Genomic DNA, 17456 nt, shown 5'->3' on the forward strand with positions numbered 1-17456 from the left:
CCGCTTGTCGCGCACAAGTGCGCTCCTACAAAAAACCTGTTCAAAGACTCAGCGACAGCGTTTCCGCTTGCACCTTGCCCATGTGAATGCGGTTGACGAACAAGGAGAAAGCCAGCTTGCCAGCCAGTCCGTGTACGTGTTGCATCCACGGCGGCAGCCAGCGCGCCGGTGCGATGGCGCCGGATTCGAAATGCGGTTGCAGGCTGATGACGTCGTGCAGCGCCAGCTTGCCCGCAAACAAATGCCGCAACATGTCCATGCGCCGCTGACGCAAGGCCCAGCGGAAGAATGTATGCACCGCCAGCAGGCCGGACAGGTACACGTTGTCCTTGGCGAATGCCGCGCCCCCCGTCAACGGCACGCCACGAAACACGCGCTGGGCCGAGTGGAAGCTGTCGGCCGGGCTTTGCCCGCAGTTGCTGAAGAACTGATAGACCTCGACGAAGTCCGCACCGCTGAGCGCCATGTCGATGGCGAGAATGCGCAGGCTGATGCGTTTGAGGCGGGAGATATCAATGGCGCCCGACATCAGTTCCGCAAACACAGCCAGCCCTTCCTGCGTAGCCGTGACACGCGGCGACGTGCGCCCCAGTGATGCAAGCACGGGCTGCGCACGGCCATTGAGTGCGGTGAGCGAGTGCACTAGCGCTTCATGGGCCAGCAACTGGTGGCGGTCGTAGTCGGTGAAGCGTGTGCCGCCACGCAGGCGGATGCGCGTCGCGCCTGCAGCCGCCTTGGCGGTCAGCTCGGGATCCACTTCCACGGAAATGATCTGTTCGCCAAAGAATGCGTCGAGCGTTTTGCTCAGGTCAGCGCGCAGTTCGTCGGCGGAAATCGCCACATTCACGTCGTCATCGATCAGATCCGAGCCGAGCTCGTCGGATAGCTCGACGAAATAGCGGGCGGCATCAAGATTGCTGCGATCGCTGCCGGGGATCACATCACCGGGACGGCCATAGAGCACGATGGACGGGGCGGTGACGTTCTCGGTACCCACTGCCTCAAGCATTTCCGCCGCAATACGCCACGATTCGGCAGTACGGCACAGGTATTCACCCAGCGGATCGTCGTAGCCGGCTTCGCGCTCGATGGCGGCCAGCTCGGCGCGTTCGGCGGAGAAATCCGGCTTTTGATACTCGACCTTGGGCAAGGTGAATTGCCCCTTGGCGTAAGCCTCGATCATGCGATCTTCGAGTGAGGCGGGCCATCCCACGGTGCCGAGAATGCGAATACCCTTCACGGCCGCCAGCAGACGCTGGTCGAGATCTGCGTAGCGCTGAAGTTCGGGGGCAACAGGGGTGCCATTCGTACTCATACCGGCCTCTGTCGCAGGGCGTCGATGCGCCGGATCAGATCGACCGCGACCGGGTTAGGTTTGAATGCGCCGAGGAAGCTACGCGGACCTGCAGGAATGAAACTCAGATTCTTGCCGAAACGCGATGATTCATTGCGCAGCATCAAGGTGATGCGTGGCGGATTGGTCATGGTCGATGCGTTGACGTTGATGATGTCGCCGAGCGCCAAGCGCGACTGCTCGCCACCACTTTTCACCACCAGCTGATTGCCATCAAGCCAAACCTCATCGACCAGATCAGCAAGCAGACGCTTGAACAGCACAAAGCCAATCACAGCCATGAACAATGGCGCCAACAGGGCCGGCCATGTATCAGGTCGCCTGGTGTCAGCGACTACGCCAGCGGCGACGAACAGGGAGACGCCAAGTATGCCGAACCAGAACAGCGGAAACACCCGCTTGTATAAGAACGTAGAAGGCGACGAAAGCCGCTGCATGCCAACACCCCAGAATGTGACGCCCCGATAGTAGCGCGTTGGAATGGTTTCAAAGTCTGCGCTGTACCCCTAATAGCGCGCCGGCATCCATTCCCTCACCGTCATCCCCGCGAAGGCGGGGATCCAGTGCCTTTTGAGCGTCAGGGAGTACCGAAAGGCACTGGATCCCCGCCTTCGCGGGGATGACGGTGAGGTGACTAGTATGGATACGGAAACTGTGCGCGGGCGCTTCCTGGAAACGCCCAATGACAACTCGGGCCACCCACTAATCCCGATCGCGCGTATGGCGATTGGCATGCGGCTTCGCTGCCGGCCTGCCACCCCGCTGGCGGCGCAGCTTGGCTTCCAGTGTGGTCGCCTGTTCTTCGCGCTCATCCCGCAATTTCAAATAGTTACGCCAACGCTCCGCGGACAGGTCACCGCTATCGAGCGCTGCCTGTACGGCGCAGCCCGGCTCGCTGCCGTGGCCGCAGTCGGCAAACCGGCACTGCTCGGCCAGTTCGTCGATGTCGGCGAACAGGTCGAGATTCTCTTCGCCGGTGAGCTTGAGCTCGCGCATGCCTGGCGTGTCGATCAGGCAGCCGCCGCTGGGCAATTGCAGCAAGGCGCGATGGGTGGTGGTGTGGCGACCGCGGCTGTCGTGGCCACGTACCTCGCCCGTGGCCATCTTCTCAGTACCCAGCAGCGTATTGGTCAAGGTGGATTTGCCGGCGCCGGATGACCCCACCAGCACCGCGCTATCCCCGGGCTGCAGATAAGGCAGCAACACCGCGATGCTGGCCGGGTCTTTGCCGTTGATGGCGTGGACCGGAGTCCCGGCCGGCAGACGTGCTCGCAATGCGGCGAGCAGCTCGTCGGCGTCATCGCGGGTATCCAGCTTGCTCAGCAGCACCACAGGCTGGGCCCCGGAGCCTTCGGTCAGCGAGAGATAGCGCTCGATGCGGGCGGGATTGAAGTCGCCATCCAAGCCGGTGAGCACCAGCACATAGTCGATGTTGGTGGCGATGATCTGGCGCTCGTAGCGCTCGCCGGCCGCCGCTCGCGAGAGCACGGTGCGGCGCGGCTGCACCTTCACGATATGTGGCGGCTTGCCCAGCTCGATTTCCACGAAGTCGCCGACCGACGGCCGCTCGGCCGGGTCCAGGCTGCGCTTGAGGAAATGGCCGGCCGGCTGGGCACCGAACAGATGCTCGCCATCATGCAATTCATAGCCAGCGCGATGCTGCGCCACTACGCGTGCCAACTGCTTGCCGTCGGTCGGCAGGGTATCGCCACGCCAACCGATCCGGCGCAGTCGCTCAATGGTCTGGACGTCCGTCATGGGGGCCGATTATGCCTTGCCTTCGAAAACGCCGATACGACGCCCTTTTTGGCTCCCATTCCGGGCCCGGACGCTGCTAGGATCCAGAAAACGGCGATTTTCTTGCGCCGCAACAACTCCAAGAACAAGGGACGCCCGCGTTGGCCTCGATCAAACCCAGTGCGCACCTGGCGGACGTGCGCTACGAAATCCGTGGTGCGCTGACCCGGCGATCGCGCGAGCTGGAGGCCGCAGGCCTCCCCATTATCAAGCTCAACATTGGCAATCCCGGCCGCTACGGCTTTGAAACCCCCGCCCACCTCCGCGAGGCGATTGCCCGCCACCTGCACGATAGCGAGGCCTACGGCCACGAGCAGGGCCTGGAGGAAGCACGCGAGGCCATCGCCGCCCAGCAGCGCCATCGCGGCGCGCATGGCGTGGAAGTGGAGCGCGTCTTCGTCGGCAATGGGGTCAGCGAACTCATCGACCTGAGCCTGCGCGCCTTGCTGCAGCCCGGCGACGAAGTGCTGCTGCCCAGTCCGGACTACCCGCTGTGGAGCGCGGCCACCATCCTCAATGACGGCAAGCCGCGCTACTACCGATGCCTGGCGGAAAACGGCCACCTGCCCGATCCGGATGAAATTGAAGCACTGGTGACGCCGCGTACCCGGGCACTGGTGCTGATCAACCCGAACAACCCGACCGGCGCGGTGTACCCGCGCGAGCTGCTGGAGCGCATCGTGGCCATCGCCGCGAAGCACCAACTGCTGCTGCTCAGCGACGAGATCTACGACGAGATCCTCTACGACGGCACCACCTTCCAGCCACTCGCCGCCATCGCCGGTGACGTACCCTGCGTGAGCTTCGGTGGCCTGAGCAAAGTGCATCGCGCCTGCGGCTACCGCGTGGGCTGGATGAGCCTCTCCGGCGCCCCCTCGCGCACGACCGACTACCGCGACGCGCTGCAATTGCTCGCCGCTCTGCGGCTGTGCGCCAACGTCACCGCACAATGGGCGGTGCGCCCGGCCCTGCAAAGCGCGCCCACCATCCACACGCTGACCACCCCAGGTGGCCGCCTGCATGAAGCCCGCCGCGCCGTGCTGGAAGGCGTGGCGGCCAGCCAGTTGCTCGACATCGTGTCGCCTGCGGGCGCGCTATACGCCTTCCCGCGCGTACGCGCCGACCGCCTCGCCGATTTCGACGACAACGCCTTTGCGCTGCGCTTGCTGGAAGAAGAATCGGTGCTGGTCGTACCCGGCAGCAGCTTCAACGTGCCCCACAGCCGCCACCTGCGCCTGACCCTGCTGCCGCCACCGGATCAGCTGCGCGAAGTGTTCGAACGCATCGAACGCGTACTTGTCGGCATGGCGGCCAGGCAAAAACCGCGCGCCGCTGCCGTCGCCTGAGGCCCACCATGCGCTACCTCGCTCTGGGCGACTCGTACACGATCGGCGAAGCCGTGCCTGAATCTGGGCGCTGGCCGATGCAATTGGCGGTAAAGCTACGTGGCGAAGGCGTGGTGATTGACGATCCCATGATCGTCGCCACCACCGGCTGGACCACCGACGAGCTGTCCGCCGCGATGGACGCCACCGTGTTCACACCGCCTTATGACCTGGTGAGTCTGTTGATCGGCGTGAACAACCAGTATCGCGGGCGCAGCGCCGATGACTACCGGGACGAGTTCCGCCGCATGCTCGAACGCGCGATAACCCTAGCTGGCCAGCGGACGGGACGCGTGCTGGTGCTATCGATCCCCGATTGGGGTGTCACGCCGTTTGCGCATGGCAGCGGTCGCAACGTTGAACGCATCGCGCACGAGCTGGATGTGTACAACGCCATCGCCCGAGAGGAAGCGGTGAAGTGTGGGTCGCATTGGGTGGATATCACCGACTTATCGCGGAACCACCCTGCGCTGTTGGCCGAGGATGGCTTGCATCCGTCGGCTGAGCAGTACACGTTGTGGATGGAGGCGGCGTTGCCGACGACGAAGGCGATGCTCGCCGGCTGACGCCTTCTGTAGGAGCGCACTTGTGCGCGACCGCAGCATGGCAACGTACTGAGGCATTTGCATTTGCGATGAATGCCCCTGCAAAAACCACCGATTCGGCGTCACCGGTCGCGCACAAGTGCGCTCCTACAGGGAGCCTTGCAAGGTCGCCACCGCAACCACTCTGCAACCTTCCCGCCATCGAGCGGTGACGAAGCGCGGGCATCCTGAGCTCCCGGTAACCACCGGGAGAGACTGCCATGGCGACCTTCCACTGCCGCAGCGCCTTCATCTCCGACGTGCACTTGGGCACGCCCGACTGCAAGGCCCGCTACCTGCTCGATTTCCTGCGCAAGTTGCGTTGCGAAAAGCTCTACCTCGTCGGTGACATCATCGACATGGAAGCGCTCGCGCGTCGTACCTGGTGGCACGCCGACCACGGTGCGGTCATCGCCGAAGTGCTCGACCTCGCTCGCCGCGGCGTTGAGGTCATCTACATCCCCGGCAACCACGACGCCCCGGTGCGCGGCCTTGCCGGCCAGTGCTTTGGCGGGGTGAAGATCGAACTGGACGCGGTGCACGAAGGTGCCGATGGGCGTCGCTACCGCGTCAGCCACGGCGACGAATTTGATCCGGAGCAGATCGGGCGCACATGGATGGTGCACCTGGGGGAAGTGATGCATCGGTTCATCTGCTGGACCAATCGCCGCGTCCACGCCATGCGCCGCCGCCTGGAGCTGCCTTACCTGCCGCTGTCCATCATCGTGAAATCGCATATCGGCAAGGCGCTGGCATATATCCGCGCCTACGAGGAGCGCGTGGCCAGCGATGCGCGCGAACGCGGCTTTGACGGCCACATCTGCGGACACATCCATTTCGGCCACGTGCGTGAGATGGACGGCGTGCTGTACCTCAACGACGGCGACTGGGTGGAACACTGCACGGTGCTGGTGGAAGACCACACCGGAGCGATGGAGTTGATCCATTGGAGCGAGCAGTTCGCCCCGCTGGGTCGCGCCAGCCGCGAACTGGTACTCCCCTCGCCCGCCGCCGCCCTGGCGCTGGCGCCGCTCACGCGCGCCAAGCTGGATCTGACGGAGCTGCGGCCGGCGGCATAAGGCAAGATTGGCGATGGCAGTGCCATTGCTCGTCATCCCGGCGCAGGCCGGAAGCGCTTTACCACAGCGAAGCTGGTCATCCAGCGCCTCAGTTCTGGGTGTTCGCCTCATCGCGACAATCGAACGATGCCGCTTCTGGATCCCGGCCTCCGCCGGGATGACGAGCAAAATCAAAAGCAGTGACCCGGCGCACCCGTTGCCGCACCTTGAAGCGGCCGTAAGCGCCGGCATATCGAGGGGGTTACAATCCGCCCTCTTTGCCGGAGTCTTCCATGTCCCTCGACAGCGCCACCCGCGAACGTATCGAATCCCTGCTGCAGAGCCACCGCGTGGTGCTGTTCATGAAGGGTACCCGCCACCAGCCGATGTGCGGCTTCTCCGCCGCCGCCACCAACACGCTCAACGAGCTGCTGCCGGAATACCACACGGTCAACGTGCTGGAAGACCCGGAAATCCGCGAAGGCATCAAGGCTTACGGCGACTGGCCGACCATTCCGCAGCTCTACGTGCAGGGTGAACTGGTGGGCGGCGCCGACATCATTCGCCAGATGTACACCAGCGGCGAGCTGCACCAGCTGTTCGGCGTGGCCGCGCCGGATCGCACGCCGCCTGAGATCACCATTACCGACAAAGCCGCCGAGGCTATCCGCCAGGGCACCGCGAATGCGCAGGGCATGGCCCTGCACCTGGAAATCGGCCCGGACCACAGCGCCGGCTTCCAGCTGGCCCCCGGCAGCGACCACGACATCGTGGTGACCTCCAACGGCATCGAAGTGCATTTCGACCCGGGTAGCGCCGCGCGCGCCAAGGGCATCGTGATCGACTGGGTGTCCACGGTGCAGGGCGAAGGCCTGAGCCTGAAGTTCACGGGCGCGCAGGAGATCGGCTCGCTCACCGTGCAGGAGCTGAAGGCCCGTCTGGCCGCCGGTGACCTGACCCTGGTGGATGTGCGCCCGGCGCAGGGTCGTGCCCAGGCCGCCCCGCTGGCTCAGGCACGCATTCTGGAAGAGGAAGGCTACGAAACGCTGGCCAACCTGCCCAAGGACGCCCCGATCGCCTTTATCTGCCACCACGGCAACTCCAGCCGCGGCGTGGCTGAGCGCTTTGCCGCGCATGGCTTCACCAAGGTCTACAACGTCGAAGGCGGTATGGACGCCTGGGCCCGTGAAATCGATTCCTCGGTGCCGCGCTACTGACGCACAGGCCGCCAAGGTAACCCCCAAAAACGCCCGCCTAGCGGGCGTTTTTTTCTGGGAGCGCCGCACCGCGGGCCGCGGCACCCGTCAAGTGACATTTTGGTAATTCGCTGTAAGACAGCTGCTCGTTAGCTTGCCAACAGAGCGGCCTGCTAGCATGTCGTATCCGTTCTGGTCCCGTGCCTTATGCGTATTCTGCTAGTCGAAGACGATTCCCTGGTGTCCGATGCCATCAACCGTGGCCTGGTCGGGTCTGGTTATGTGGTGGATGCGGTGGTTGACGCCGAGTCGGTGTCGACGCGCTTGTCCGACACGCACTACGACCTTGCCATCGTCGACCTGGGCCTGCCCGGCGAGGACGGCCTTTCGCTGGTGCGCCGCCTGCGCCGCAGCGGCAGCGCCTTGCCCTTGCTGATCGTGACCGCCCGCGATGGCCTGGACGATCGCATCAACGCGCTGGACCTCGGCGCGGATGACTACCTGGTCAAGCCCTTTGCATTGCCCGAACTGGCCGCGCGTTGCCGCGCCCTGATTCGCCGCGCCACTGCGGCTGCCGCCAACGAAATCGTGATCGGCGGGCTGCGCATCGACCTGGCGGGCCGCCGTGCGCTCAATGCCGCCGGTGAAGTGCTGGAGCTCACCCGGCGCGAATGGTCCATTCTCGAATGCCTGGCCCACCATAGCGGTCGCGTGGTGAGCAAGGAACGCCTCACCCAGGCCATCACCGGCTGGAGCGAAGACATCTCGGGCAATGCCATCGAGGTGCATGTGTCGCGTCTGCGCAGCAAGCTGGGCGGCTCAGCCACGGTGCGCGGCATCCGCGGCCTCGGCTATCGCCTTGAAGACGCGTAGACCGTCCAGCGTCCACGGGCGGTTGCTGGGCTACCTGCTCCTGCCGCTGCTGCTGTTGCTGATCGCCGGCGTGGCGGTCGATCACAAGGTAATCGTCAGCCCGATCCATAGCGCCTTCGACCATTCGTTGTCCCGCGCGGCACAGGCGATCGTGGCGCGCATCCGCCCCGGTGCCAAAGGCCAGCAGCAGGTCGCACCGCCGCCAGACCCTCCGATGCCGTTTCGACCGGGTGCCAGTGACCGCTTCGTCTATCGCGTCAGCACACCGGACGGGCAAACCATTGCTGGCACAGCCGAGCTGCCACTGGCGCCGGACAGCCGATCGTCCGATGGCTTCAGCTACACCGATATCCAGTTCCGCGACCAGCCGTTCCGCCTTGCCAGTTACCGCACCACCGAGACGGGCACCCCGCTGATCGTGAGCGTGGCGGAGAACCCCCTGCGCCGCGACCGCGCCGTGCATCGCCTCGACGTGGCCTTTCTGATCAACGACACCTTGCAGATGGCAGCCGTGCTGATTGCCGCCCTGATTGGCATACGCATCGCGCTGCGCCCACTGCAACGGCTGAGCCGACAAATCGCCAAGCGGCCACCGCTCTCCCTTTCGCCATTGCCCATTGAACAGGTACCCGCCGAAGTGCAGCCGGTGGTCGCGTCGCTCAACACCGTGCTCGGCAGGGTGCGCGACTCCGTGCTTTCCCAGCAACACTTCATGGCCAACGCGGCGCACCAGCTGCGCACACCCTTGACGGGACTCAAGGCTCAGTTGGAAGTGCTGACCAGGGAAACCTCCGGCACGCCCCTGCAGGAGCGCATCACCTTGTTGCAGGGCGGCGTGGATCGGTTGGCACATACCGCCAACCAGCTGTTGACGCTGGCACGCGCCGAACCCTCCGCCCATCGCGCCAGTCACTTCACCACCGTCGAGCTGCCTCACCTGATCGGCGAAGTCATCGATGGCATGCTGGATCGCGCCCTCGCGCGCGGCATTGACCTCGGGGCCGACACCCAGCCCATTCAGGTCTCGGGTGTGTACTGGCTGCTGCACGAATTGCTGATCAACCTGATCGACAACGCCATTCGTCACACCCCGGCCGGCGGCAACATCACCATTCGCTGCGGCATCGAGGACAGGCACGGCTTTCTTGAGGTGGATGACAGCGGCAGCGGCATTCCTCGGGAAGAACGCGACAAGGTTTGCGAACGCTTCTATCGCGGCGCGGGCAGCAGTGATGATGGCTGTGGGCTTGGGCTGGCCATTGTTGACGAAGTGGCTCGCGTGCACGGCGCCCAGCTGAGCATCCACGACGGCTCCTCCGGGCGGGGCACCCGTATGCGCATCGACTTCCCTGCCAACTCGCAGGGTTGATGTTCTGACCCGCCCCGCCACGGAGCGGCGGTCACTCGACGCGTCGGCGCACCGCACCGTCCCGATGGGCCACCTGTCATCGCTGGCGCAATACACTGCTATCGGTAAACAGAGCAAGGCGGAGCCACCCATGGAATAGCTCGGGGTGCCAAAATTCAAAAGTTCGGATAATCGGCACTTTGAATTAGCATGCGTCGCCCCCAGAGTGGTGCCACCCTTTGCAAGGAGTCCCCTGTGTCCATACCCAGTGCCGTCAAGAGCACGCCGATTGGTAGCCGCCAGCAACTGACTGATTTCCTGGCAGCGGGGGAGAAGCCGCGTGATGCCTGGCGCATCGGCACCGAGCACGAGAAGTTCGGCTTCCTCACCGATACTCTGCGCCCGCCCACCTTCGAGGGCGAACGTGGCATCCGCGTGCTGCTGGAAACGCTGGCTGCGCGCTATGGCTGGGAGGTCGCCCGTGAAGGCGACGCCCCGGTGGCGCTGTCACGCGAAAAGGCATCCATCACCCTGGAGCCCGCCGGCCAACTGGAGCTTTCCGGCGCACCGCTGGAAACCATCCACCAGACCTGCCTCGAAGTGAATTCGCACCTCTCCGAAGTGCGCTCCATCGCCGAAGATCTCGGCATGGGCTTCCTCGGCATGGGCTTCCAGCCCAAATGGCGTCGCGACGAAATGCCATGGATGCCCAAGGGCCGCTACAAGATCATGCGCGAGTACATGCCCAAGGTCGGCAACCTCGGCCTCGACATGATGACGCGCACCTGCACGGTGCAGGTCAACCTGGATTTCGAAAGCGAAGCCGACATGGTGCGCAAGTTCCGCACCAGTCTCGCGCTACAGCCGATTGCCACCGCGCTGTTCGCCGACTCGCCGTTTACCGATGGCCGTCCAAACGGCTACCAGTCATACCGCTCCCATGTATGGGAAGACACCGACCCCAACCGTACCGGCATGCTCGACTTCGTGTTCGAGGACGGTTTCGGTTACGAGCGCTACGTCGACTACATGCTCAACGTGCCGATGTACTTCAGCTACCAGAACGGCAGCTACATCGACCTGTCCGGCCAGGACTTCAAGCGCTTCATGGCGGGCGAGCTACCTGCCCTGCCCGGCGTGCACGCCACCATGAAGGACTGGGCCGACCACCTCACCACCGCCTTCCCGGAAGTGCGCCTCAAGCAATACCTGGAAATGCGCGGCGCCGATGGTGGCCCGTGGAATCGCCTCTGCGCCTTGCCGGCTTTCTGGGTGGGCCTGCTGTACGACGACGAAGCGCTCACCGCCGCCTGGGATCTGGTCAAGGATTTCAGCCGCGCCGAACGGCACGCGCTGCGCGATGGCGTGCCGAAGCACGCCCTGAAGCTGCCGTTCCGCCAGCACACCGTGCGCGAACTGGCGATGGAAGCGCTGAAGATTGCCGGACACGGCCTCAAGCGTCGTGCGCAGCTCAACCGCAACGGCGCCGACGAGAGCATCTTCCTTGAGCCACTTATCGAAATTGTCGAAGCCAACCTGACACCTGCGGAACGCAAGCTCGAGTTGTTCCATGGGCCGTGGGGCGGCAGCGTGGACCCGGCATTCCGCGAGTTCGCCTACTAGGCTTCATGGCGCTGACAGCAAAGAAACAAACCCCGCCTTATGGCGGGGTTTGTTTTTGCGGATCATTCGAATCGTCGGACGCGCAGATCCGTCATCAGGTGATGACGATGATGCGCGCTGCTCATTCCGACTCGTCGTCGATCTCTCGTCCATTGATCTTTTGCAGCGGTCGATGGTTGTCAGGAAAGATTCGGGTGAACGCCGCGATCTGATCCTTCGACATCTGAATGGGCTGCGTCATCACGATCCATTGCACGCCCTCGGTGCAGGGCGGCGTGGTCAGTGACCCGGAATAGACATAGGCCCGGTGATCGTGGGGAAGCACCGAGGCAAGGTCCACATTGACCGGCGTGGCACTCGCCTTGCCCTCCGTCTCCGAGGCGGGCAGATTCTTGAGCACCGAGGCCAGGCTCTCGTTCGGCTGGCCCAGCTTCACCATCACGCCAATGACCGCAATCCGCTTTCTTCCATCTTCATTGACGAAATGAATTTCCAACGGGAAGTGCGTTCCGTCCATCGTGTGCTCACTCGGAGCATGAAAATGGAACTGGGCCAGCCGATACGTGTCGCCATCGAAAACCACGGTGTCCTTGGCGTCGCTGACATTGGCCTGGACCGTATGGCCATTGTTGACCATGGCGACCGCACCCTCTTCATAGTCGATATGAAACTCGCCGGTCTTTCCGCTCTTGGCATCACGCGATTCGAGGTCAATGGGCGACTGCGCCTTACCATCACCACACGCAAGAAACCTCGGGTCCATGGCCGACCAATGCGAGGGATCGGTTTTTCCCGAGTACGACCAGTGTGGCGGCGAGGCCCAGTTGTCCGATGACAGCGGCAAGGCCAGAACGCTCACGGAGGCCACCATGATCGCCAGAGCGATCAAACCGGCCAGGTGTCGCTTGGAGCTACGCATGATCATTCCCCAAAGGTTATGAAACGCCGCCCGCGCGTCCCGCTCTACCCTTGTGTCGGCATGGAGCTGGTCCAACTAGCCACTACGGGTTTCCGTTCGAAGCGTAACGTGCGCCATCCGGCCCAAAACTGTCATGGCCCTGTTCGCGATTCAGGGCGAAACACCGACATACGGTTGCGGGAGCTCAGCATCCCTTACCACGAGAACATTGAAAGCCCGCCGAGCGCAGTCATTTTCGCTCGCAGATCCTCGTGCTTCTGTGAAGGAAGAGCTGATGTCTGCCTCGGGTCGCATGCGAACTTTAGCCAGTGCGATCTCACGGCCTTCGCCGTCTGATCAAGGCACAAGCCAAAGCCGTCACGCCTAGGCAGGCGCCCACGCAAATGCATGACCAGAATAGCAAGAGGAAGACCACTGGCCGCTGGCATCGAATGAGCTTAGCGTCCAGTGAAAAAGTCCCATCACAGGGCACAAACGCCAACGAAAAGCCGCTGACTGCATACGCCCAAAAGACAGCGGCAAGAAGGCACATCACCACCGAAGCGACAACTAGCCACTTCTGGGGCCGTCGATGTTCCGTCATGTGGGGCTCCTCCCGCTCTTGTGATGTGCGCTTCGGGTCGGAAGCGGGCGCCCCAGGCCGGCTAGTCAGCATGATCGATTCATGCTGACCAGATTCAATATGTCACCCGGCAACAGAGATCAAAGGCCCGCAGCGATATCGATCACTACGCCACTGGACATCAACGTCAGATAGAACCGGCCACCATCGGCACGCACCCAGCGATAGCCCGGATCTGGGCGACGCAAGTGATACGTCTCGTAGTCGGTGACGTAGTACTCGCGCGTGTAGTAGTAGTCAGGCAGGCGCTCGCCCTTCTTATACCAACCCTTGTGCTTACCGTTGTCATGGTGCCCCCCGTGACCATGGCCCTGATCATCGTCGTCGTCGTCACCCCCATGTTTATCGTAGCCGTGACCATGCCCGTGATCATCCTTTGGTGATGCAACCGCCATTCCACTACCTGCAAGCAAGGCAGCAGCGATGGCGAAAGTAAGAAGACGTTTCATGCAGGCTCCGCATATTGAGGGTGTAAACATTCGATGGACGTCGCTAGGACTGGGTCTCCTATAGGAGGCACATCAGCGTGGCTGGAATAAGCCGCATGACAACCTTGGCGTCCAAAACCACCAGATGGCCAAAACCCAATCAGCACCCACAAGGATGCTGCCCAGTATGGGTAAGTCGCAATACCCACGCAGATTCATTCCACGACATGCGGGAGGTCGTGAGGGCGGATTAAGCTCGAAGTCATTTTTCCCTGGCACCTTACCGCTCGCGTCTAGTGTCGGCTGGGGGTCGGAAGCGGACTTTCCCTAGATCAATAGAGCTTGCGGCAATGATCGCGACGGAGCTAACTGCGCTGCCGCCGAAACAGCCTGATCCATCCCCAGACGATGGATAACAAGCCACCGGCGATCCCGGCAGCGACGACCACGGCCCCAATGGCCTCCAGGCGGCGGAATCCGAAGTACAACGACAGGACGACGAGTCCAAAACCAAGGAGCGCGCAAAGCAATCCGATGCCACCATAAATGGCTGGGCGGAGTACCTCGTCTTTTTTTTCTAAATGCATGACGTTCATCAATGGCTGGTACGGCATTTGAGTCTAAGAACTAGGCCCGCCATAAGTCGGCACCGGACCTTTCGGGAATGCAGCTGAAAGCATCTTCCGCATGACGTTCAACCCAGTTCGAACCTGCAGCCTGGTCGGCTATGGTTTGGTCGCCGCTCCTTCAGCACGTCATGCGTCGGGATGTCCTTCTGACGTACGCATGGCAGCGCCGGTGAGACATCAAGTGTTGACCTCAACTTCCTTCAAGAAATCCAACCCGCTGACCACACGATGCAGCGATCGGACAAGTGGAGGCGAAACCTGTTCTTCGCGTTGAATCTGGCGACGGCAGGGTCATGGCGGTCGTGCCCATCCACAAGCCCTCAACCACCAGCTCGATTGAAAATCGAGTCATCGCTGAAACGGCGTACAGAGACCACGGTTCTCAGCGCGTCGATCAGGATAACGATCCATCGTGTTGCTTGCGGAATGGGCCGGCACGGCAGAAGCCATGCCGACCACATTCCCCATTTGGCTACTTACAGATCCACGCCGAAGCCGGCGCCCACCGAAGTCTGCGAACTGCTGGCCGTGGCGCCTACGCTGACGTGCATGCGGCTGCCCAACGGGGCCGCATAACCCACCGAGAGCGCCGAACGGCCGGATTCCACGCCTACGCCTGCAGCAAGGCGGCCATTGCCAGTGGCGCCCGCTGCGTTGATCGCCATCTGCGTCGACGCGGCGCTCATGGCGCCTTCCTCATGGATGCGCTTATCGACCTGTTGGAACTGATCGTTCATCTTGCCCAACTGCGAGTTGGTATAGGCATTGGCAGCATTCAAGGTCTGCTGGGTGCTGGCATCGGTATAGGTCTTCGCGGTCTGCAACGCTGCGCTTACCTGGCTCGAGACCTGGCCGACGTTGGCGGCATCAGTGGCATTCACACCCGCAGCGACATTAGTGATCTGGCGCTGGTTGGTCGCCGAACCAACGGACACCGTGTTGGCGACATTGGCCACCGAGCCCTGGCCCAGGGCCACCGCGTTGGTCGCGGTGACAGACGAGCCCTGGCCAATCGCAGTACCCGAGGCGGCCGTCACCGACGCGCTCTCACCCACCGCTACGGCATTGGTCGCAGCGACCGCAATCGTGGTGTTCGCGCCAACAGCCGTGCTGCCGTCGGCATTCACCTTGGCGTTGCCGCCAATCGCGGTGTCGTGCGGGCCGGCGGCATAGCTGCTGCCACCGATGGCGGTTCCCATCGCGCCACCGGTCTTGGCGCCATCGCCGATGGCGATATCACCCGAGTTGGCCTGCACGGACGCGCCGTTACTGCCGTCAATGGCGATCGTCGACGGCATCAAACCACCACTAACGTTTTGCTGCAGCGTCGTAATGGAGTTCTGCACGGTGCTCATCTGGCCATTGAGCGTGGTGATCGCCTGCATGTCCTGGCTCTCTAGCGCGCTCAGCGCGTTGAGCTGGCTCATGTTCACCACGTCTGTATTGGCGACGCCGGCGGCAACATTGTGGATTGTCGTGCCGTTGGCCCCACCCAGCGTGACGCTGTTCAAGCCTGCCGTGTCGTAGTTCACCGCCATGGCGCTGACCTGCGACATACCCGAAGAGACCGCCGACGTCAGCTGGCTGAGATTCACCGCATCGGTGGCCTGCGTGCCGGCTGCAACATTGGACAACTTAACGGGCGTTGTGCCGTTACCCAAAGCCACCACAGTCCGCGTGGGGTCGGTATAAGTCACGGCGACCTGCGCGACGCCACTGCTGTCAATCAGCCCCGAAGCCTGCAACTGCGACACGTTGACCGCATCGGTGGCGGCGGTGCCAGCCGTGACATTGGTGATGCGGCTGGTGAACTTGGTACCGCCCTGGGTGCCATCATTACCCACCGACACGGTGTTGCTGACATCGGCCAGCGCATTGGCGCCCAAGGCGACAGCATTGGTCACCGGGCTGGCCGCCCCGGTCGGAGTCAGCACTTTCGCGCTGGGGCCAAGCGCCATCGAGTTACTGGCCGCAACGTTCGCACTGTAACCCAGTGCGACTTCGTTCGTGAGCAGGCTTGTCGCCGTAGACGGATTCGGAGTCTGCGCATTCGCGCTGGCGCCGATCGCCACCGAGTTACTGGCCGAGGCTTGTGCGGAGGAACCCATCGCCACCGCGGAGGTGACCTGGGTGGTCGTGCTCGACAACGCACTCGGCGTCTTCACACTCGCGAGGTAGCCGATCGCCACGGAGTTGCTCGGCGCATAGTTCTGGGCGTTGCTGTTAGCCGGGGGCGAGAAATTGTAGATGCTTGCACTATAGCCAACCGCGACGTCATTTTTACCTGCCAAAGCCGAGTAACCCAGCGCGGAACCGTTTTGGTCTGCCTGGGCGTTGGAACCAATCGCCGTACCGTTGGCATACCAATACTGGTTCCCTGCCGCATCCTGCCATCCACCGATCGTCGCCCATTGACCAACAGCGGTCGCATACTGGCCGTTGGCCCACACGTCGTAACCAATGCCGACGGCATTGTGGCCAAACGCCTGGGAGTACCCACCCATGGCCATGCTATTTCCACCATTGGCCTGAGCGAACGGACCAATGGCGACCGCCCCGCCGCCCTGAGTCATGGCATTCAAGCCGATCGCGAGGGAGGCCCCAGCATAGGAAAAGGCATAAGGGCCGATCGCAATGGACTGGTCACCTTGGGCAAGCGATTGAGGGCCCATGGCAGTCGACCCGCCACCGCTGGAAGTGGCGGTATTACCGATAGCGATCGCGCCACTGCCCGATGCAACGGCGTTGTAGCCACTGGCGACGCTGCCGCCGCCGTTTGCCTGCGCCGCAAACCCGGTGGCCGTGGCGTACTGGCCCTGTGCCAGCGAACCTGCCCCCAAGGCCATGCTGGTATCCCCGGCGGCAATCGCCGAATTGCCAATGGCCACGGCATTCGCGCCGCTGGCCTGGGTGCCGATGCCAAGGGCGACGGCGCCAGCTTTCGACGCCACCGCACTGGGGCCGATGGCTGTGGAGAGATCACCGGTGGCGGCCGCCGCCTGCGGATTGCCGAATACGTCGTAAACGTCCGGGTTACCGCTGGAATCCACGGCCACCCCACCCATCGCCACGCTGCTACGGCCAGTTGCCTGCGCATTGGCGCCGACGGCGATGGCGTTCAAGTTCGTGGCACCCGCACCGTAGCCGATCGCGGTCGCATAGTCGGCTCCGGTGAAGGCGCTGTGGCCGATAGCTGATGAGCCGATGCCGAACGCCTGCGAGTTGCCACCCACGGCGGTGGAGTAGTCGTCATTGGCGAAGCTGTTGTAGCCCAGGGCAGTGCTTTCGGTGCCTAGCGCCGTGCTCAGGGCGCCACCAGCCGTGCTGTTCGTGCCAAGCGAGAGCGCGTTGTCGCTACCATCATTGGCGCCGTCGGCAGAGAAATAGACGACGCCGTTCGGGTCGGGCACCGGCCCGGAGGCTTGCGTCGTCACTTGAGGCGTGGTCGGCGCATCGGCGGCCGTCGCGGACGTTGCCGAAAGCGCCATGCCGATGGCCAGCGACAACGCCGCCGCGCCGCAACGCACGCGCTTTGCGCTGCCACCCTTGCCGTTGGCCTTGGCCAACTCGCTGGCAACGACGGTGGCGCCCAGTGATTTGCTCCAGATCTTGCTGTGAATCTTGTTCATGAAATCCCCCG

Annotated in this window: 14 protein-coding genes; 7 read left to right on the forward strand and 7 right to left on the reverse strand. The window is 63.1% G+C overall.

Going from position 1 to position 17456, the window contains the following annotated elements:
- Nucleotides 1-40: 40 nt before the first annotated feature.
- The 3 genes from AC0GUR_RS13400 to rsgA form a co-directional block, all read right to left on the reverse strand.
- Nucleotides 41-1315 carry a flavohemoglobin expression-modulating QEGLA motif protein gene (locus tag AC0GUR_RS13400; protein ID WP_472877988.1) on the reverse strand — a complete coding sequence of 425 codons (1275 nt, stop codon included), beginning with the start codon at nucleotides 1313-1315 and terminating at the stop codon, nucleotides 41-43.
- Nucleotides 1312-1791 (reverse strand): hypothetical protein, encoded by a 480-nt coding sequence (locus AC0GUR_RS13405; protein WP_472877989.1) that lies wholly within the window; start codon nucleotides 1789-1791, stop codon nucleotides 1312-1314. The genes AC0GUR_RS13400 and AC0GUR_RS13405 overlap by 4 nt, the downstream gene beginning before the upstream one ends.
- A 265-nt stretch (nucleotides 1792-2056) precedes the next feature.
- Nucleotides 2057-3112, reverse strand: coding sequence for a ribosome small subunit-dependent GTPase A (rsgA, locus tag AC0GUR_RS13410; RefSeq protein WP_472877990.1), 1056 nt, complete (start codon nucleotides 3110-3112; stop codon nucleotides 2057-2059).
- Between the two features lie 140 nt (nucleotides 3113-3252).
- Between rsgA and AC0GUR_RS13415 the strand changes: the two genes are divergently transcribed.
- The 7 genes from AC0GUR_RS13415 to AC0GUR_RS13445 all read left to right on the forward strand — a co-directional run bounded on the left by AC0GUR_RS13415 (nucleotide 3253) and on the right by AC0GUR_RS13445 (nucleotide 11218).
- Nucleotides 3253-4497 (forward strand): aminotransferase class I/II-fold pyridoxal phosphate-dependent enzyme, encoded by a 1245-nt coding sequence (locus AC0GUR_RS13415; RefSeq protein ID WP_472877991.1) that lies wholly within the window; start codon nucleotides 3253-3255, stop codon nucleotides 4495-4497.
- An 8-nt stretch (nucleotides 4498-4505) separates the two neighbouring features.
- Nucleotides 4506-5102: an SGNH/GDSL hydrolase family protein gene (locus tag AC0GUR_RS13420; RefSeq protein ID WP_472877992.1), complete on the forward strand. Its 597-nt coding sequence runs from the start codon at nucleotides 4506-4508 to the stop codon at nucleotides 5100-5102.
- A gap of 239 nt (nucleotides 5103-5341) precedes the next feature.
- On the forward strand, nucleotides 5342-6199 hold the full coding sequence (locus tag AC0GUR_RS13425; protein ID WP_472877993.1) for a UDP-2,3-diacylglucosamine diphosphatase: 858 nt from the start codon (nucleotides 5342-5344) through the stop codon (nucleotides 6197-6199).
- Nucleotides 6200-6471: 272 nt separating this feature from the next.
- Nucleotides 6472-7395 (forward strand): Grx4 family monothiol glutaredoxin, encoded by a 924-nt coding sequence (gene grxD, locus AC0GUR_RS13430; RefSeq protein ID WP_472877994.1) that lies wholly within the window; start codon nucleotides 6472-6474, stop codon nucleotides 7393-7395.
- A 186-nt stretch (nucleotides 7396-7581) separates the two neighbouring features.
- Nucleotides 7582-8247 carry a response regulator gene (locus AC0GUR_RS13435; protein WP_472877995.1) on the forward strand — a complete coding sequence of 222 codons (666 nt, stop codon included), beginning with the start codon at nucleotides 7582-7584 and terminating at the stop codon, nucleotides 8245-8247.
- Nucleotides 8234-9616, forward strand: a complete 1383-nt coding sequence (locus tag AC0GUR_RS13440) for a sensor histidine kinase (protein ID WP_472877996.1) — start codon at nucleotides 8234-8236, stop codon at nucleotides 9614-9616. The genes AC0GUR_RS13435 and AC0GUR_RS13440 overlap by 14 nt, the downstream gene beginning before the upstream one ends.
- 234 nt (nucleotides 9617-9850) lie before the next feature.
- On the forward strand, nucleotides 9851-11218 hold the full coding sequence (locus AC0GUR_RS13445; protein WP_472877997.1) for a glutamate--cysteine ligase: 1368 nt from the start codon (nucleotides 9851-9853) through the stop codon (nucleotides 11216-11218).
- A 121-nt stretch (nucleotides 11219-11339) separates the two neighbouring features.
- Here AC0GUR_RS13445 and AC0GUR_RS13450 read toward each other — a convergent pair whose 3' ends face one another.
- The 4 genes from AC0GUR_RS13450 to AC0GUR_RS13465 all read right to left on the reverse strand — a co-directional run bounded on the left by AC0GUR_RS13450 (nucleotide 11340) and on the right by AC0GUR_RS13465 (nucleotide 17445).
- The gene (locus tag AC0GUR_RS13450) at nucleotides 11340-12137 is read right to left on the reverse strand and encodes a carbonic anhydrase (RefSeq protein WP_472877998.1); all 798 of its coding nucleotides are present in this window, start codon (nucleotides 12135-12137) and stop codon (nucleotides 11340-11342) included.
- A gap of 702 nt (nucleotides 12138-12839) precedes the next feature.
- Nucleotides 12840-13208 (reverse strand): RcnB family protein, encoded by a 369-nt coding sequence (locus AC0GUR_RS13455; protein ID WP_472877999.1) that lies wholly within the window; start codon nucleotides 13206-13208, stop codon nucleotides 12840-12842.
- Between the two features lie 344 nt (nucleotides 13209-13552).
- Nucleotides 13553-13783 (reverse strand): hypothetical protein, encoded by a 231-nt coding sequence (locus AC0GUR_RS13460; protein ID WP_472878000.1) that lies wholly within the window; start codon nucleotides 13781-13783, stop codon nucleotides 13553-13555.
- Nucleotides 13784-14292: 509 nt separating this feature from the next.
- The gene (locus AC0GUR_RS13465) at nucleotides 14293-17445 is read right to left on the reverse strand and encodes an ESPR-type extended signal peptide-containing protein (RefSeq protein ID WP_472878001.1); all 3153 of its coding nucleotides are present in this window, start codon (nucleotides 17443-17445) and stop codon (nucleotides 14293-14295) included.
- Between the last annotated feature and the right edge of the window lie 11 nt (nucleotides 17446-17456).

It is taken from the genome of Dyella sp. PARNA 12/25, from assembly GCF_055702865.1.